The sequence below is a fragment of the Allobosea sp. LC85 genome (genome assembly GCF_000735605.1).
In the GTDB taxonomy this organism is placed as follows: Bacteria; Pseudomonadota; Alphaproteobacteria; order Rhizobiales; family Beijerinckiaceae; genus Allobosea.
Window position 1 is genome coordinate 141,176 of the sequence record NZ_JPKG01000004.1, and the last position, 15,561, is coordinate 156,736.

The window sequence follows — 15,561 nt, forward strand, 5'->3', positions numbered from 1 at the left end:
TCAGGCCTCGATCATGTCGGCGAGACGGGCTTTAGCCGCGTCAGGGCTCTGCTTGACGACTTCGATGCAACCATCCGAGCGGCAGGTCGCCGCGCAGCCGGCGGGCACGATGATCGTGGTTTCATCCTCGACGATGACGCAAGGGCCTGCCACGACCCGGCCGATTGCGACCTCCGCGCGCTGGAACACGCCCGCCGTCACCCGGACACCGAGCGCGGGATCGAAGACCTCGCGTTGTGCGGTCGTCGTCAGCGGCGCCAGGGCGCCGAGCCCCTCGGCCCGCACCGGCACCGTCTTCGCCGTGCTCGCATTCACGGCCCAGACGGTGATCTCGATGTCCAACCCCTGCACGGTCCTTGAGAACAGCTTGGCGTATTCGGCCTCGAACAGGTCGCGATAGGCATCGATCGTCGGCGGGGCGCGACTGACATCGATCGGGATTTCCCAGCCCTGGCCGACATAGCGCATGTAAACCTTGGTCTCGACACTGAGCGGCGCCTGCGCGTCGCAGGAGCGGACGAAGCTCGTGGCTTCGCTTTCGAGTTCGCAGAGCAGGTCGCGCACCAGCGACGCGTCGAAATCCGCCAGGCGCATATAGACGCTGCGCGTCGCCTCGAAGCTGAACGGCGCCCGCAGGAAGCCGATGGCCGAGCCGACACCGGCCCCGGGCGGCACCAGCAGGCGCGCGATGCCGAGCTTTTCGCAGAGCCGCCCGGCATGGAGCGGCGCCGCGCCGCCAAAGGCGATCATCGTGTAGCCGGAAAGATCCTCGCCATTCTCGACCGCGTGGACGCGGGCGGCATTGGCCATGTTCTCGTCGACGACCTCGACGATGCCGAAGGCGGCGGTCTCGCCGCTCATGCCGAGCCGATCGGCAATCGCAGCCGTCACGGCCGCGCGCGAGGCGGCTGCGTCCAGCGCCATGCTGCCGCCGGCGAAATTGGCGGGGTCGATCTTGCCGAGCAGGAGGTCCGCGTCCGTCACGGCGGGCCTCGTGCCGCCGCGACCATAGCAGGCGGGCCCCGGTTCCGAGCCGGCGCTCTCCGGGCCGACGCGGATCTGGCGCATCGAATCGACCTGGGCGAGCGAGCCGCCGCCGGCGCCGATCTCGACCATGTCGATCACCGGGATCGAGATCGGCATGCCCGAGCCCTTCTTGAAGCGGTAGCTCCGCGCCACCTCGAAGACCCGGCTCGTCTTCGGTGTCTGGTTCTTGATCAGGCAGATCTTGGCCGTCGTCCCGCCCATGTCGAAGGAGAGAACCCGGTCGAGGCCGAAGCGCGCGGCGACATCGGCGGCATAGATCGCTCCGCCGGCCGGCCCGGATTCGACCAGGCGAACCGGGAACTCCGCCGCGCCTTCGAGCGACATGATGCCGCCGCCGGAATGCATCAGGAAGATCGGGCAGTCCGCGCCTTCGCCAGCCAGTTTCGCGGCGAGACTGGCGAGATAGCGCTTCATCATCGGTTTGACATAGGCATTCGCCACCACCGTGTTGAAGCGCTCGTATTCGCGCATCTGCGGCGACACTTCCGACGAGATCGAGACCGCGAGACCCGGCATCCGCTCCAGCAGCACCTCGCGGACCAGGCGCTCATGGCCGGGGTCGAGATAGGAATGGATCAGCCCGACGGCGACGCTCTCATAGCCGGCCTGCGCGATCTCCTCGGCCAGCGCCACGATATCCTCGCGCCGGAGCGGGATCAGCGTCTTGCCGCTGGCACCGACGCGCTCGCGCAGCGTGTAGCGCCGGTTGCGCGGCAGCAGGGGCTGGGGCAGCGTCAGATTGAGGTCGTATTGTTCGAACCGGCTCTCGGTCCGCATCTCGATCACGTCGCGAAAGCCTTCCGTCGTGATGAGCGCCGTCTTCGCGCCGCGGCGTTCGATCAGGGCGTTGGTCGCGAGCGTCGTGCCGTGGATGATCCGACCGATCGCAGCCGGCGTCACGCCTGCCTTGACGCAGACGCGGTGCATGCCCTCGATGATGGCGCGTTCGGGCGCGTCATAGGTCGTCAGCACCTTGGCGGAGAAACTCTCTCCGCCGATCTCCAGCACGACATCGGTGAAAGTGCCGCCGATATCGGCGCCGAGATTGCCCTGGGGGGATGCAGTGCCGCTCACGGAAACCACCTTTCAGTGCAGGGAGACGCCCGATGCTACCGGGAGAGCCGAACCTGCAAAAACATGGCCGCGATCGATGATCAGGTCTAATTATTTGATTGTCTCCATAGAATAGAAAATAGTGATCCTCTGCCTCTCTCCGGGGCGGCGCGCGGAGCGGGACTTTCGATGCAGATCACGCTCAAGCAGATCGAAACCTTCGTCCGCCTGGCCTCGCTCAAAAATTTCCGTCGCGTCGCCGAACAGATGAACACGACGCAGCCGAATATTTCGGCGCGCATTGCGGCGCTCGAAACGGTCCTGAACCTGCGCCTGTTCGAACGCGATGCCGGATCGGTCGTGCTGACGGACCAAGGCAAGAGCGTGCTGCCGCTCGCCGCACGCGCGCTCGAGGCGACCGAGGCGCTGCTCCAGGCGGGGGATATGACGAGCCGGCAATCCATCCTGAAGCTCGGCGTCGCGGAAACCGTGGCCCAGACCTGGCTGCATCGCTTCCTGCGCGAGATGGCCGTGCGTTTTCCCGAGGTCGTGGTCGAACTCAGCGTCGACCTGACCTTCAATCTCCAGCGCAATCTGATCGACGGCTCGCTCGACATCGCCTTTCTCAACGGACCGATCTCGGACCTCTCGGTCGCCAATCTGCCGCTGGGAACGGTGGCGCTGCCCTGGGTCGCCGCACCCCGCTTCGCCGCAGCCTTGCCGGATCCTGCCGGGGCCGATGATCTCGCCCGGTTTCCCATTCTGACCCATGCCAGGAACACGCGCCCCTATGCGGAGGTCGTCGACTATTTCAAGCGCAACAGCAGCCGGCTCAGCCGCCCGGTCTCGTCGAGCAATCTGGCGGCCTGCCTGAACATGACGCTGGACGGACTGGGCATTGCGACCCTACCGTCGCCGCTGGTGGAGCGCTTCGTCGAATCCGGCGAGCTCGTCGCCCTCAACTGCGATTGGGTGCCGACCCCGATGAGTTTCACCGCCTCCTATGTGACGATGCCGGCGCGGCCGATCGTCGAGGCGGCGGCGATGCTCGCCGTCGAGGTCGCCGACTGGAAGCCGAACGCGGCCTGACGCGGGCCGGCGCGCCGGCTTGCGATGGCGATCGTCAACTGATCAGCACGTCGCGGAGGAGGCTGGCAGCCAGCGTCAGCATCATCGCGCCGATGCCGAGGTCGAGAACGCGCCAGGACGCGGGCCGGGACAGGAGCGGGGCAAGGAAACGCGCGCCGAAGCCGAGCGAGGCGAACCAGGCAAGGCTGGCAAGCGCCGCGCCGGCCATGAACGGAGGCGGCTCGACCGGCGGAAGGCTCGTCCCGACGGCGCCCATCAGCATGACCGTGTCGATATAGACGTGAGGGTTGAGGAAGGTGAAGGCGGCAGTGCCGGCAAGCGCGGCGCTGAGCGTCATGCCCGCCTGCTGCTCGACGACGAGGACGGAAGGATTGGCGGCCCGCCGCAGCGCCGAGACCCCGTACCAGCCGAGGAAGGCCGCACCACCCAGGCTGAGACCAAGCGACAGGCCTGGAACGAGCGCGAGCGCGCCGCCGAGGCCGCTGACGCCCGCCACGATCAGCGAGGCGTCGGCCGCAGCGCAGAACAGGACGATCGGCCAGACATGCTGCCGTTTGAGACCCTGGCGCAGGACGAACATGTTCTGGGCGCCGATGGCCATGATCAGGCCGGCGGACAGGGCAAAACCCTTGGTGAAGGCGGGCAAGAGAGAGGGCAAGAGAGAGGGCAAGAGAGAGGAGATGAGAGAGCTGGTCATGCCGGCCTTGATGGGCGCGGCCGTCGATGTAGTCTAGCTAAACAATCTAATCGTGAATTAGGTGAGCTAATGCTGGACTATGCGTCCCTGGCGGCCGTCGCCGCGGTTGCTCGCGAGGGCAGTTTCGAGAAGGCCGCCATGGCGCTCGGTGTCACGCCATCGGCTGTGTCCCAGCGCGTGAAGGGGCTCGAAGAACGGCTCGGCGCGATCCTGCTGACGCGGGGCGCTCCCTGCCGCCCGACCGGGATCGGCGCCAAGCTCTGCGCCCATGTCGAGCAGGTTCGGCTGCTCGAAGGCGAAGTGGTCCATGATCTCCCCGGATTGGCCGCTGAGCGGCCTGGCGCGACCACGGTCAGGGTCGCGGTCAATGCCGACAGCGTCAGCACCTGGTTTCCCCGGGCGGCGGCACAGTTCGCGGCCGAGACCGGTGCGATGCTCGACCTCGTCATGGAAGACGAGGCCCATACGGCCGAGCGGCTGCGCACGGGAGAGGTCCTGGCGGCGGTGACGGCCGATCCCGCGCCTGTACCCGGATGCAAGATCTACTCGCTCGGGGCCATCGATTATGTGGCCACAGCCAGCCCCGGCTTCATGCACCAGTCCTTTCCCGACGGCGTCGATGCTGCGAGCCTGCAGGGGGCGCCGATGCTGCGCTTCGACCGTCGCGACGAATTGCAGGCGCGCTGGGCGCGGGAGGCCTGGAAGACGCCGATTTCGCCCCCGGTCCATTGGACCCCGTCGACCCAGGGCATGCTGGACATGACGCTCGCCGGACTGGGCTGGTCGATGACGCCGCTCACGCTGGCGACGCCGCACCTGGTCGCCGGCCGCCTCGTGGAATTGCCGCCGCATCGGTCGATCTCCGTCGCGCTCTACTGGCAGCGCACCCGGCTGGCGGCCCGGTTGCTCGACCGGCTGACGGATTGCGTCCGATCGATCAGCGCACGCGAGCTGGCCACGGCCGGCAACAAGAGGTGAGGGCCGGGGCGGGCTCCTCCGGCCATATGGAGCCGGACCATGCCGATCGTTCAGGCGTTCGCGATCCAGCCGCGCCAGGTGAAGGCCGCGTAGAACAGGCTGGCGTTGCCAAAGCCGCCGGCCCGCAGGATCGCCTCGTCCTGCTCGGGGCTGAAGCTCTGCAGGCTGGTCGCGACCGCCGCGCGGGCGCGATGCACCTGTTCGGGATCGGCGCCGGATGCGATCGGGTAGGCCGCATAGCGATCGAGCCAGGTCTCGCGCTCGTCGACGCCCTGGGGGAAGCTCGCATGCGCGGCGACGAAGGGCGCGCCGGGGCGAAGCCGGGCGTGGATCTCGCGCACCGTCCGCTCGCGTTCGGGCGCGGAGAGGAAATGCAGCGTCAGCAGGCAGGTCGCCGCGTCAAAGGGCCCGGCGGGCGCATCGTCGATATAGCCTTCGACCAGCGTGACCCTGTCCATGAGCGGCCCAAGCGTGCGTTCCGCGAGGCGCAGCATTTCCGCCGCCGGATCGACGCCGACGAAGCTCCAGCGCGGATGCGCCTTGGCGAGCGCAAGGATCTCGCTGCCGCCGCCGGCCCCGAGCACGAGCACTCTTGCGTCTTTGGGAGCGCCTTCGGCGAGGAGCAGGCCGGTCATCCGGTGCAGCGCGTCGAGGCCGGGCACGAAGCGCCGCGGGCCCTCGGCATAGCGCGAGACCGCTTCGGGATCGGAAAAACTCTTCAGCAGGGGCTCGTCGCGAGCCGCGATCTCAGTCGACACAGGTGGGTTCTCCCGGCTGGATCGGCGCGCGCCGCGCCAGGCGTTCGCGGAAATCCGCGCTCAAGGCCGCCAGCGTGACGGTCTCGAAGGAGGCCAGCAGCAGCGTCTGCGCCTCGCGCAGGCTGCCATCGAGCGCCGCATTGACCGCCTGCTCGACGACGCAGCCGGGCGCCTCGCTGCGATGGCCGATGGCGAAGAGGGCGGGCGAGCCGATGCCGTCATAGATGTCGCGCAAGGTGATATCGGCGAGGTCGCGGGCGAGGGTCCAGCCGCCGCCATGGCCCTTCTCGGAGCGGACATAGCCCTGATCGCGCAGGCCCGACATGATCCGACGGATCACCACGGGATTTGTCCGCATCATCCGCGCCAGCGCCTCCGAGGTCACCGGGCTGTTCTGGTCCGCCATGTGCAGCAGCACGTGCAGCACCCCGGACAAACGACTGTCGCGATTCATGTAACTCCATATGTTGCATGATATGGGTGGCGTCAAGAGCCGCCGGGTGGTTGCAGCGTTGGCCCGCTGCGAGCAGCGCCATGGCGGTGGAGATAGCGACGACGGAGCGCTGCTGGGGGAAATAGGGCGTCAGGTGCGGCATCGTGGCCGGGCATGGCGCTGGCCGGGCGCTGCAGAAGGGCGTAAGGCAATCGGGCCGCTCGCTCCTGGCCTGCTTGGTCAGACCTGCGGCATCCAAGGTCGAGCTCCTCGATGAGCTCCCGACGGAAGGCGGCTCCGCAGTGATGCGGGGCCGTTTTCGTTACAGCTCAGGGCGGGCTGACGTGCCGGTCGCGGTCAAGCTTCTCGCACGTGCTGATAGCCGGCGGCTTTCGCGGTTGTGACGAACCTGCGATCGAAGCTCGCGAAACCCTCGCAATGGGCAGATGTGCAGAGATGCAAGGCATCGGCGAAATCCATGCCGCGCTCAGCCAGATCCAGGGCGGCAGCGACCACCGAGCCGTCTTCGATCGTCACTGAGGGAAGACCCGCAAATGCTCTCAAGGCCCGCCTGACATCGGCCGGATCATGCTCATACGCACTGCGCAGCACCCATTCGACCTCGAGCATCACCGTCTTCGCGACGAAGACCGGCTGTCCGTCGATCAGAACGCGAGCGCGCTGTGATTGCTGGGGATGGTCGCCCGTCAGGTAGCGAACGATGAGATTGGTATCAATCGCGAGCATGCCGGCGCTTCGCCTCAGCCAGAACGCTCGCCGTCATCTCGTCCAGCGTCTTCGGCCTGCCGACAGCAGGGAGAACGCCAAAGACGTCCTGGGGCTGGGTTTCCGCAAAGGCGGGAGCTGGCTTCAGCAGCACGCCTTCCGCTGTCTCTTCGACGATGAGCCGCGTTCCGGCCCCCCATTCGCGCCGCTGGCGAATGGAGCTGGGCAGAATGACCTGCCCCTTCGTGGAGACCGTCGTGATCAGCTTCGGCGCGCTTGCCATGGTGCCCAATGCCGTGGGTAAGACGATTGTAAGATAGCGCTGCCTGAGCTGGCCTTCAAGCCGGATCGAGCTGCGATCGGATCCGGCGTCCATAAACCGCGCCCGCCTCGTGAGCGCGACGCAGCTTTTCGGGATCCGCACTGGGCGCGATCGGGCAGGGGCTTTCGGTCCGCCGGATCAGCCCCTTGCGAGCCTCAGCCGCGCCTTGCCGCCTCGATCGCGGCGACATCGATCTTCGTCATGTCCATCATTGCGGTGAAGGCGCGCTTCGCCTCTTCGCCGCCGGCCGCCATCGCCTCGGTCAGCACACGCGGCGTGATCTGCCAGGAGATGCCCCATTTGTCGCGACACCAGCCGCAGGCGCTTTCCTCGCCGCCATTGCCGACGATCGCGTTCCAGTAGCGGTCGGTCTCCTGCTGATCGTCGGTCGCGATCTGGAACGAGAAGGCTTCGTTATGCTTGAACGTGGGCCCGCCATTCAGGCCGAGGCAGGGGATGCCGGCGACGGTGAAGTCGACCGTCAGCACGTCGCCCGCCTTGCCGGACGGGTAGTCGGTGGGAGCATGGTGGATGGCTCCCATCACGCTGTTCGGAAAAGTCTCGGTGTAGAAGCGGGCGGCGGCCTCGGCATCCTTGTCGTACCAAAGGCAGATCGTGTTCTTGGCAATTGTCACGGCTTGTCCTTTCGCTCTTGAAGCCCATTCCGGCCTGGTTTCTCACGCGCGCCTGGTTTCTCCCGCGCGCGAAGGCGATCCCGCGCCGAAGGCGGTTCACGGTCAGCCCCGACAGTGCCCCACGACCATAGAATGCGCTCGCATCATCCGACGTTCCGTCAGCACGGCAGGAAAGGTTATAGCGGCATCGGGGCTGCCGGTCTCAAGACCCGATCCCGTAGTGACCGAAATCGGAGTGACGCTCCGCTTCGGGGCGGGATCAGCCTCGGCTTCGGCCGATCAGCAATGTCTGGCTTCGGGCGGCGGCGCTTCTCCAGCGACGAAATCGCTGCTCAAGCAAGGAGATGGGCGGGGCCGTCAGCCCGGCAGCGCATTCTTGTAGATTCGACCGTCCTTCATGATGACGACGAAAGACCTGTGCGGATCAGCGACGAGATTGATGTTTTCAAGCGGATTGCCGTCGACAAGCAGCAGGTCGGCCAGCGCGTTGGGGGCGACCACACCGAGCTTTCCTGGATAGGGATTGCGCAGGCCGGACAATTCCAGCAGCCGGGCATTCGTGCCGGTCGCCATGGCCAGGGTTTCGGCGGGGGTGAACCAGCGCGTCAGCTTGGCGAGCAGTTCGCCATGCCGCTTCGCGAGCTGCGGTGCAAACAGGATGTCGGTCCCGAAGGCGACCTTGAGCTTGTATTTTCGCGCCAGCTCGAAGGTCTTCTCCGTGCCGGCAAACACCTGATAGGCCTTGGCCCGCTCGCCCGAGTCCGGCGGAAAGGCCTCCGCCAGCTCATCCGGGAAGGCCTGCGTGCTCAGCCAGATGTCCTTTTCCGCGATCAGCCGCGCCGATGCGTCGTCCATCAGGTGACCGTGCTCGATGCATTTCACCCCGACGGAGATCGCGCGCGCGATCGCCGCCGGCGTGTAGGCGTGCACAGTGACATAGGTCCCCCAGTTCTCGGCGGCCTCCACGGCGGCGCGGAGCTCGTCTGCGGTGAAGGTCGAGACGTCGAGCGGGCTGAACGGCGAGGCAACGCCGCCGCCTGCCGTCAGCTTGATCTGGGAGGCACCCTGCATGAGCTGCTCGCGTACGCGCATCCGCACCTCGTCCGGGCTGTCGGCGACCATGCTGCCGCCGACCTGCTCCATCCGCGCCAGCGAACCTGGCGCCCGGGGAAGGTCCGTCAGCTGGCGGAAATCCCCGTGCCCGCTGGTCACCGTGATGACCGCACCGGACGGATAGATGCGGGGCCCAGGCAGCACGCCGCCATCGATCGCCTGCTTGAGGCCGAAGGACGGGCCGCCCATGTCGCGGACCGTGGTGAAGCCGCGCATCAGGGTCTCGGTCGCCTCGGCGCCGGCCGTCAGATAATTGAAGCCGAGATTGCCGAAGAGCGACTGCGACGGCGTCGAGCGCACCAGCATCGCGTGCCAGTGCATGTCGGTGAGCCCTGGCATCAGCGTCCGCCCGCCGCCCGCGATGACCACGGTGCCGGGCTCGGCTGCGATCGGTCCCGTCGAGATGCGCTCGATCAGATTGCCGCGAACGAGCACATGCGAGGGGCCTGAGAGCCCGCTTCCCGTCCCGTCGAAGATGCGAACGTCCTGGAACAACGTCGCGCCGCTGCCGGGCATGCCGACCTGCGCGCGAAGGGGAGTGGCCAGGCCGGAGGCCAGAGCCGGAAGAGACGCGACAAAGCGCCGTCGGGTCATAAGGGCCACGCTGCAACCTCCCGAAGCCAGATGGTGGAACGCCGTACAAGCAGGCCTAAAGGCGTATCGCAGGAGAGCCCGGATGCATACTGCCAGGCGGAGTGCGCCCCCCGTCATGACGCTCCCGGCATCCGCCAGGGTGCAGGCTGTGCGCAGCGACAGGGCGGGACAGCGAAGGGAAGGGGCGCGAAGACATGCGCGTGACGACCGCCGCCGCGCTCATCCTGCAATCGGACTTCCTGCGATCGGACTTGCCTCCACTCTGATCTGCCCGCCAATCGACAAGACCGACCGGCCCGCGCAAAATTCGGGTCATGATCTTCTTCGAGTCGATCCTGGCCATCATGCTGGGGGCGGTCCTGCTCTCGGCCGGCGCGCGGCGCATTGGCGTGCCCTATCCGGTCGTGCTTGCGGTCGCCGGGACGGCGCTGGCGCTCGTCCCGAACGCGCCGGCAATCGCGCTCGATCCCGAGCTGGTGCTCGCCCTGTTCGTCGCGCCGATCCTGCTCGATGCGGCCTTCGATACCTCGCCGCGCGACCTGCGCCGGAACTGGCTGCCCGTCGGCAGCCTCGTCGTCATCGCGGTCGGGGTGACGACGGTGGCGGTCGCAGTCGTCGCCCGGTGGCTGGTGCCGGACCTGCCCTGGGCAGCGGCCGTGGCGCTCGGCGCGATCGTCGCGCCACCTGACGCTGTCGCCGCGACCGCCGTTCTGCGCCGCCTGCGCCCGCCGCATCGGCTCGTCGTCATCCTGGAAGGCGAAAGCCTCCTCAACGACGCGACGGCGCTGCTGATCTATCGCCTGGCCGTCGGGGCGGTCGTCGTCGGCGGCTTCTCGCCGGCGTCGGCGCTGCCGACCTTCGGCCTCGTCGTCATCGGCAGCATCGGGCTCGGCGCGATCCTCGGCTGGGCGCTGGTTCGGTTCCTGGCCGCGTTCAAGGACCCGCCGAGCGCCATCATCCTGCAGTTCATCACGACCTTCGGGGTCTGGATCCTGGCGGAGGAGCTGCACCTCTCCGGCATTATCACGATTGTCGTCTATGCCATGGTCCTGGCGCGCAGCGCGCCCGCCCGCACCAGCGCGCGCCTTCGCATCCCGTCCTATGCCGTCTGGGAGACGACGGTCTTCGTGCTCCAGACCCTGGCCTTCGTGCTGATCGGTCTGCAATTGCGGCCGATCCTCGCCACGCTCAGCCCGCGCGAGATCGGCGCCTATGTCGTCATCGCGCTCGTCGTACTGGCAACCGTCATCATCGTGCGCCTGAGCTGGGTCATGACCTACCAGGCGATCGCGAAAGTGACGCGCCGGGCCAAAGAAAGCGCCAAGACCGAGGGCGCCAAGACGGAAAGCGCCAAGGCCGAGGGCGCCAAATCCGACGGGGCCAAGAACGGGAGGGCCAAGACCGACGGTGCGAAGGACGGGCCGCGGCTGGCGTCAACGGCCGGCTCCGATGGCCTGATCATCGCCTGGTGCGGCATGCGCGGCATCGTCACGCTCGCGGCCGCCTATGCCCTGCCGGGCGGATTTCCCCAGCGCGACTTGATCCTGCTTTGCGCCTTCACGGTCGTGGTCGGGACGCTGCTGATCCAGGGGCTGACGCTGCCGCTGCTGCTGCGCCGGCTGTCTCCGCGGGACGACCGCCCGGTCGAGCGCGAGTTCCGCATGGCACGAAAACTCGCCCTCAAGGCGGCCATTGCAACGATTGGCGATGCGCCGTCCGAAGCTGCGGAGGCGGTGCGCCGGGAATATGACGACATGCTCGCGCAGACACGCGACAGCGACGAGTTCGACACCACCCAGAACCAGCTCCGGCGCGATGCGCTCGCCGCGGCGCGCGACAAGGCGCTTGAGCTGCGGAGCGACGGCACGATCGGCGACGATGCCTTCCATCGGCTCGAGGAAGAGCTCGACTGGCTGGAACTGGGCGCCGCACCGAGGACGGTCGAATGAGTGCAGAGGTCGATGTCGTCGTGGTCGGCGCCGGCGCGGCCGGCATCGCGGCAGCGCGACGGCTCGCGGCGGCCGGGATCTCGCTCGCCGTCCTCGAGGCCGGCGACAGGATCGGTGGCCGCGCCTGGACGATTCCTCACGGCGGTTTGCCGATCGATCTCGGCTGCGGCTGGCTGCATTCGGCCGAGCGGAACCCCTGCACCGCGTTGGCGCGGGGCCTCGGCTTCACCATCGACAGGACGCTGCCGCCCTGGGGGCGCCAGTTCAAAAATCTCGGCTTCCCCGCCGCCGATCAGGAGGCCGCTCACTCAGCCTTCGCCGCGTTCGAGCAACGCCTGCGCCAGGCCCCGGCCGGGAGCGACCGGGCCGCCGATTGGCTGGAGGAGGGCGGCCCCTGGAATCCCTATCTCGAGGCCGTCAGCAGCTATATCAACGGAACCGACCTCAAGACCCTCTCGATCCGGGATTATCTCGCCTTCGCCGATGCGGACACCGGCGTGAACTGGCGCATCATCGAGGGCTATGGCGCGCTCATTGCCGCTGCGGCATCCGGGCTGCCGATCTCGCTCGGCGTGCCGGTGACGGCGATCGAGGCTGAACAGTCGAAACTCGCCATCGTCACAGGCTCAGGCACGATCAGGGCAGGGGCTGCGATCATCACGGTCTCGACCGATGTCCTGGCTGCGGGCGTCATCAAACTGCCGGCTGCGCTCGCTGACCGGATCGAGGCGGCGTCTCGCCTGCCGCTTGGCCTCGCCGACAAGGTCTCGTTCGCCATCGATCGTCCCGACGATCTGGAACCGGACACGCAGGTGCTGGGAAACCCGCATGAAGCGAAGACCGGCAGCTACCATTTGCGGCCGTTCGGCCGTCCCTTAATCGAGGGATTCATTTGTGGTGCTGCGGCGCGCGAGCTCGAATCCGGCGAGGACATGGTCGCCTTCGCCCAGGACGAACTCGCCGGCCTGTTCGGCGCCGGCATCCGGCGCCGGCTGAAGCCGGTCGCCCAGACGCGCTGGGCGAAATCGCCCTTCATCAGGGGCTCCTACAGCCACGCGCTCCCCGGCTGCACTGATGCGCGCGCCATTCTGGCAAAGCCATGGGACGAGCGCATCTTCTTCGCGGGCGAGGCCTGTTCGACGCATGATTTCTCGACCGCGCACGGGGCCTATCAGACCGGACTCGATGCGGCGGAGGCGGTTCTGAGCGGCCGTCATTCCGGGGGCGAGAGGGGACGTCCGCGGCGCGAGGGTTGAATCCTGCCAAACCTAAGGAAGGCGCTGACTGTTCTTCGTTCCAGAATGGGCGGTGATGAGCCACGACGTCCGCCCGTCCCAGGGCCGGGTTGAGGTAATCTCTCCATGCCGGAGCAGCGGTCAGCGCTGAACGTCCATGCTTCGGAATGGCGTTCAGAACGGAGGCTCGTCACGTCCGGGAGATCGAGGGATCGGCGTTGAGGGGCGAAGATGGCCCTTTTCAGACTCTGAGAACGTCCGCTTCTCTATCGCGGTTTAAGTCAAGGGGCCGCACCGATCGATCGCCGGTTGTGCCGGCGGGGACGACGGCCGTGCGGATCGCGTCCAGCTGTGGTCGGTTCCTGCTCGGGGGCATTTCGGTACGAGGTCGCCGCACGGGGCTCGCGCTTCTCTCCGGGGTCGGCGCAGGGGCCGCCCCATGATGGGGTAAGAGGATGAGGCGGACCAATCTCTCGGGCGCTCTTGCCGCCGTCGAGCGGCAGAGGCTGCGGACATTGCGATCTCGTCTCACCACCGTCCCCGTGAGGACCTCTTCCTGCCATGGCAGAACCCGTCGCTGCTCCTGTGCGGGCCGGGGTCAGGCCGCCTGAACGGCGGCTGCCGGGTCGCGGCCCCAGCGGAAGTCGGTGCCGTCGATCCACATGCGATGCAGGATCACCGCCAGTCGCCTGGCGACGGCTACGATGGCGCGCCGCATGCCGCGCCGCTGCGCGACCCGCGTGCCCCATGCTTTGAGCCACGACCAGTGCCGGCTCTGCGTAAGCAGCGTCTGGGCGGCCTCGTACAGCATCGTTCGCAGCATGGTGTCGCCGGACTTGGAGATGCCGCCATCATAGTCGATCTCGCCGGACTGGTGGCGTCGAGGTGTCAGACCAACGTGCGCGCCGACTGCCCTCGAGTGAACAAAGCGCTGCGGCTGATCGACCGTCGCCCGATAGGTGAGCGCCACGACCGCCCCAACGCCAGGCGCGGTCATCAGCCGCCGGCACACGGGATCCTGGCGAACCACTTCGAGCAGCATTTTGTGCATCCGCGCGAACTCCTGGCGCAGGACGCGCCGGACGGTGAGCAGCGGCTCCACGATCGCCGACAGACTGGACATGCCCGCCACCAAGTCGCGGACGCGAGCCTCGAACCCGGCCGTGCCGACCACGCCGACCTTGAGGCCGAAGTTGCGCAGCGTGCCGCGCAGGTCGAACTCGATGTCGAGCATCTTGCGCTGCAGGAGCTTGCGGCTGGTCAGCAGCATCCGCTTCTCCTGGCTCGCCAGCGTCTTGACGTGGACCGGTTTGAACAGGCCGACGCGCATCATCTGCGCGATGCCACGCGCGTCGTGACGGTCCGACTTGTTGACCTGTTGCGCCTTCAGGAGCGAGTTCATGTGCCGCGTCTCGACGCAGATCACCGGCAGGCCTGCTTCCGCCAAGCCATTCACCAGCCACTGCGAGAGCGGACCGGCCTCAATCCCGATCCGGCCATAGTCGCGACTGATGGACATGAGCAGCCCGACGAGATCGTCCGGCTCGGTCGCAACCTTCTGCTCGAACACAACCTTGCCGGCTTCGTCGACGACGCACACCGCCGTCTCCTGCACCGACACGTCCAGACCTACGAAATGCGCCATCGCCGTCGCTCCTTCGCTCGCTGCCGAGGTCAGGTCCGACCTCTCCGGCACCGTATGTGAAGAGGCTGCGCACTTCCGCTCCCGGATCGCCCGCAGCCACCGCGATACCTCATCTCTTTGGTCGTGCGATCGAACAGGCCCCTGGGACCGGGCCCCTCCTCAGACTCTCAAAACTTCCGCTTCCGGGCAGGCACGTTCGCGAACCGGCCAAGGAGCACGAATGGCCCGTAGCTAAAGGTAGATGTGTCCGGATCAGGCAGGAAGTTGAGGGCAAAACAGACGTAGAGCCAAACGGCATGACGGATTATTTCCGGCCGGCCATTCACGCGACCGAGCCCGCGATGAGGGCCGGGGTGATGACGTAATGCGTGGGACATCACTCGACCTCCCGCCACCAATCGGTCTTCCCCTTGATGGCGGCTGGGCCGCGCTGCTGGAGCAGGCAGTCGAGTTCACGCAGAACCCAACGCCGAGCCCGTTCGCGAGAGCGCTTTATCTTGGTCTCAACGCGAATAGCGAAACGAGGATGACTGAGAACAACAGTGGGGGCGCCGGACTGCGGGCGGCCTTTGACCCCCGTGCGGCACTTGCCTGTCTTGGTGTCATTCAGAAGAAGGTCCATGACTCCTCCTCAGTTCGCGGACCGGACCGTCCCGCTTCACGCTTGTCACGGACGATCGGCGCGACCAGGTTCAGTGCGCCAATACAAAGCAGCTGCGCATCCGCTTGAACGCGGGTTTCATGTCAAACTGGCTCACCATCGCATTTGGGCCACGGAGCGGCTTGCCGCTAATCAGAGGGGTCGGTTCGCGAGGACTTTCGTGACACTCGCCTTGATGGTGGTCGCACGGCCAACGAGTCGGGTTATGGCAAGGGTGTGAGGAGGCAGATCCGCCCGCCTGGCTCGCCGTCGACGCAGCCTGTGTCACTCTCCACGCCTCCTTGCATTCCCCGGGGAGTGCTCGATCGTGTATCAATATGGCCTGCAGCCTTCGATGGCCTGCAGCCTTCGCCCAGCGGTTTTGGCCGATGTCAGGCTACGTCAATCAACACCGCCATATCGATTGTACGTGCGGCAGCTTAGACTCTACGATGGTTGGTTGAGCCTATACGAAGGTTTGGCGCTTGGCTGAGCGAAGCAGGAATCGCTGCCTGGCGAACAGGCACTTGGTGAAGCCAATCGGTCGGGTGATCACGCGGCTCATGGCGGGGCTCGCCATCCCTGCACCTGCACGACCTCTCGGACGAGGTCCTGTGCGAACACGGGGTCTAGCTAGGTCATCGGAC

General features: G+C 66.9%; 14 protein-coding genes. 4 read left to right on the forward strand and 10 right to left on the reverse strand.

Going from position 1 to position 15,561, the window contains the following annotated elements; genetic code table 11:
* On the reverse strand, nt 1-2,121 hold the full coding sequence (locus FG93_RS00660; protein ID WP_043230635.1) for a hydantoinase/oxoprolinase family protein: 2,121 nt from the start codon (nt 2,119-2,121) through the stop codon (nt 1-3).
* Between the two features lie 168 nt (nt 2,122-2,289).
* Here FG93_RS00660 and FG93_RS00665 point away from each other — a divergent pair, with 168 nt between their 5' ends.
* Nucleotides 2,290-3,189, forward strand: coding sequence for a LysR family transcriptional regulator (locus tag FG93_RS00665; protein WP_052513125.1), 900 nt, complete (start codon nt 2,290-2,292; stop codon nt 3,187-3,189).
* A gap of 34 nt (nt 3,190-3,223) precedes the next feature.
* Here FG93_RS00665 and FG93_RS00670 read toward each other — a convergent pair whose 3' ends face one another.
* Nucleotides 3,224-3,790 carry a LysE/ArgO family amino acid transporter gene (locus FG93_RS00670; protein ID WP_244448457.1) on the reverse strand — a complete coding sequence of 189 codons (567 nt, stop codon included), beginning with the start codon at nt 3,788-3,790 and terminating at the stop codon, nt 3,224-3,226.
* 165 nt (nt 3,791-3,955) lie between these two features.
* Between FG93_RS00670 and FG93_RS00675 the strand changes: the two genes are divergently transcribed.
* Nucleotides 3,956-4,864 (forward strand): LysR family transcriptional regulator ArgP, encoded by a 909-nt coding sequence (locus FG93_RS00675; protein ID WP_043230638.1) that lies wholly within the window; start codon nt 3,956-3,958, stop codon nt 4,862-4,864.
* Nucleotides 4,865-4,914: 50 nt separating this feature from the next.
* On the opposite strand, the gene FG93_RS00680 is transcribed toward FG93_RS00675, so the two are convergent.
* From FG93_RS00680 to FG93_RS00705, 6 genes are all read right to left on the reverse strand, one after another.
* Nucleotides 4,915-5,622, reverse strand: coding sequence for a class I SAM-dependent methyltransferase (locus FG93_RS00680; protein ID WP_244448453.1), 708 nt, complete (start codon nt 5,620-5,622; stop codon nt 4,915-4,917).
* A complete protein-coding gene (locus tag FG93_RS00685) occupies nt 5,612-6,076 on the reverse strand; it encodes an Rrf2 family transcriptional regulator (protein WP_043230641.1) in 465 nt (154 codons plus the stop codon). The genes FG93_RS00680 and FG93_RS00685 overlap by 11 nt, the downstream gene beginning before the upstream one ends.
* A gap of 336 nt (nt 6,077-6,412) precedes the next feature.
* Complete coding sequence (locus FG93_RS00690; RefSeq protein ID WP_043230643.1) at nt 6,413-6,802, reverse strand: type II toxin-antitoxin system VapC family toxin; 390 nt, start codon at nt 6,800-6,802, stop codon at nt 6,413-6,415.
* Nucleotides 6,789-7,064, reverse strand: coding sequence for an AbrB/MazE/SpoVT family DNA-binding domain-containing protein (locus FG93_RS00695; protein WP_043230860.1), 276 nt, complete (start codon nt 7,062-7,064; stop codon nt 6,789-6,791). The genes FG93_RS00690 and FG93_RS00695 overlap by 14 nt, the downstream gene beginning before the upstream one ends.
* Before the next feature lie 194 nt (nt 7,065-7,258).
* Complete coding sequence (locus FG93_RS00700) at nt 7,259-7,732, reverse strand: VOC family protein (protein ID WP_200878051.1); 474 nt, start codon at nt 7,730-7,732, stop codon at nt 7,259-7,261.
* 363 nt (nt 7,733-8,095) lie between these two features.
* Entirely contained in the window at nt 8,096-9,367 is a 1,272-nt protein-coding gene (locus tag FG93_RS00705) for an amidohydrolase family protein (RefSeq protein ID WP_244448458.1), read from the reverse strand.
* Between the two features lie 392 nt (nt 9,368-9,759).
* Here FG93_RS00705 and FG93_RS00710 point away from each other — a divergent pair, with 392 nt between their 5' ends.
* Nucleotides 9,760-11,394: a sodium:proton antiporter gene (locus tag FG93_RS00710; protein WP_043230652.1), complete on the forward strand. Its 1,635-nt coding sequence runs from the start codon at nt 9,760-9,762 to the stop codon at nt 11,392-11,394.
* Entirely contained in the window at nt 11,391-12,650 is a 1,260-nt protein-coding gene (locus FG93_RS00715) for an NAD(P)/FAD-dependent oxidoreductase (RefSeq protein ID WP_052513127.1), read from the forward strand. Before FG93_RS00710 ends, FG93_RS00715 begins: the two co-directional genes overlap by 4 nt.
* Nucleotides 12,651-13,227: 577 nt before the next feature.
* On the opposite strand, the gene FG93_RS00720 is transcribed toward FG93_RS00715, so the two are convergent.
* Together FG93_RS00720 and FG93_RS32190 are read right to left on the reverse strand one after the other, a co-directional pair.
* Complete coding sequence (locus FG93_RS00720; protein WP_043230864.1) at nt 13,228-14,274, reverse strand: IS110 family transposase; 1,047 nt, start codon at nt 14,272-14,274, stop codon at nt 13,228-13,230.
* Nucleotides 14,275-14,650: 376 nt separating this feature from the next.
* A complete protein-coding gene (locus FG93_RS32190; protein ID WP_152579229.1) occupies nt 14,651-14,896 on the reverse strand; it encodes a hypothetical protein in 246 nt (81 codons plus the stop codon).
* Nucleotides 14,897-15,561: the final 665 nt, after the last annotated feature.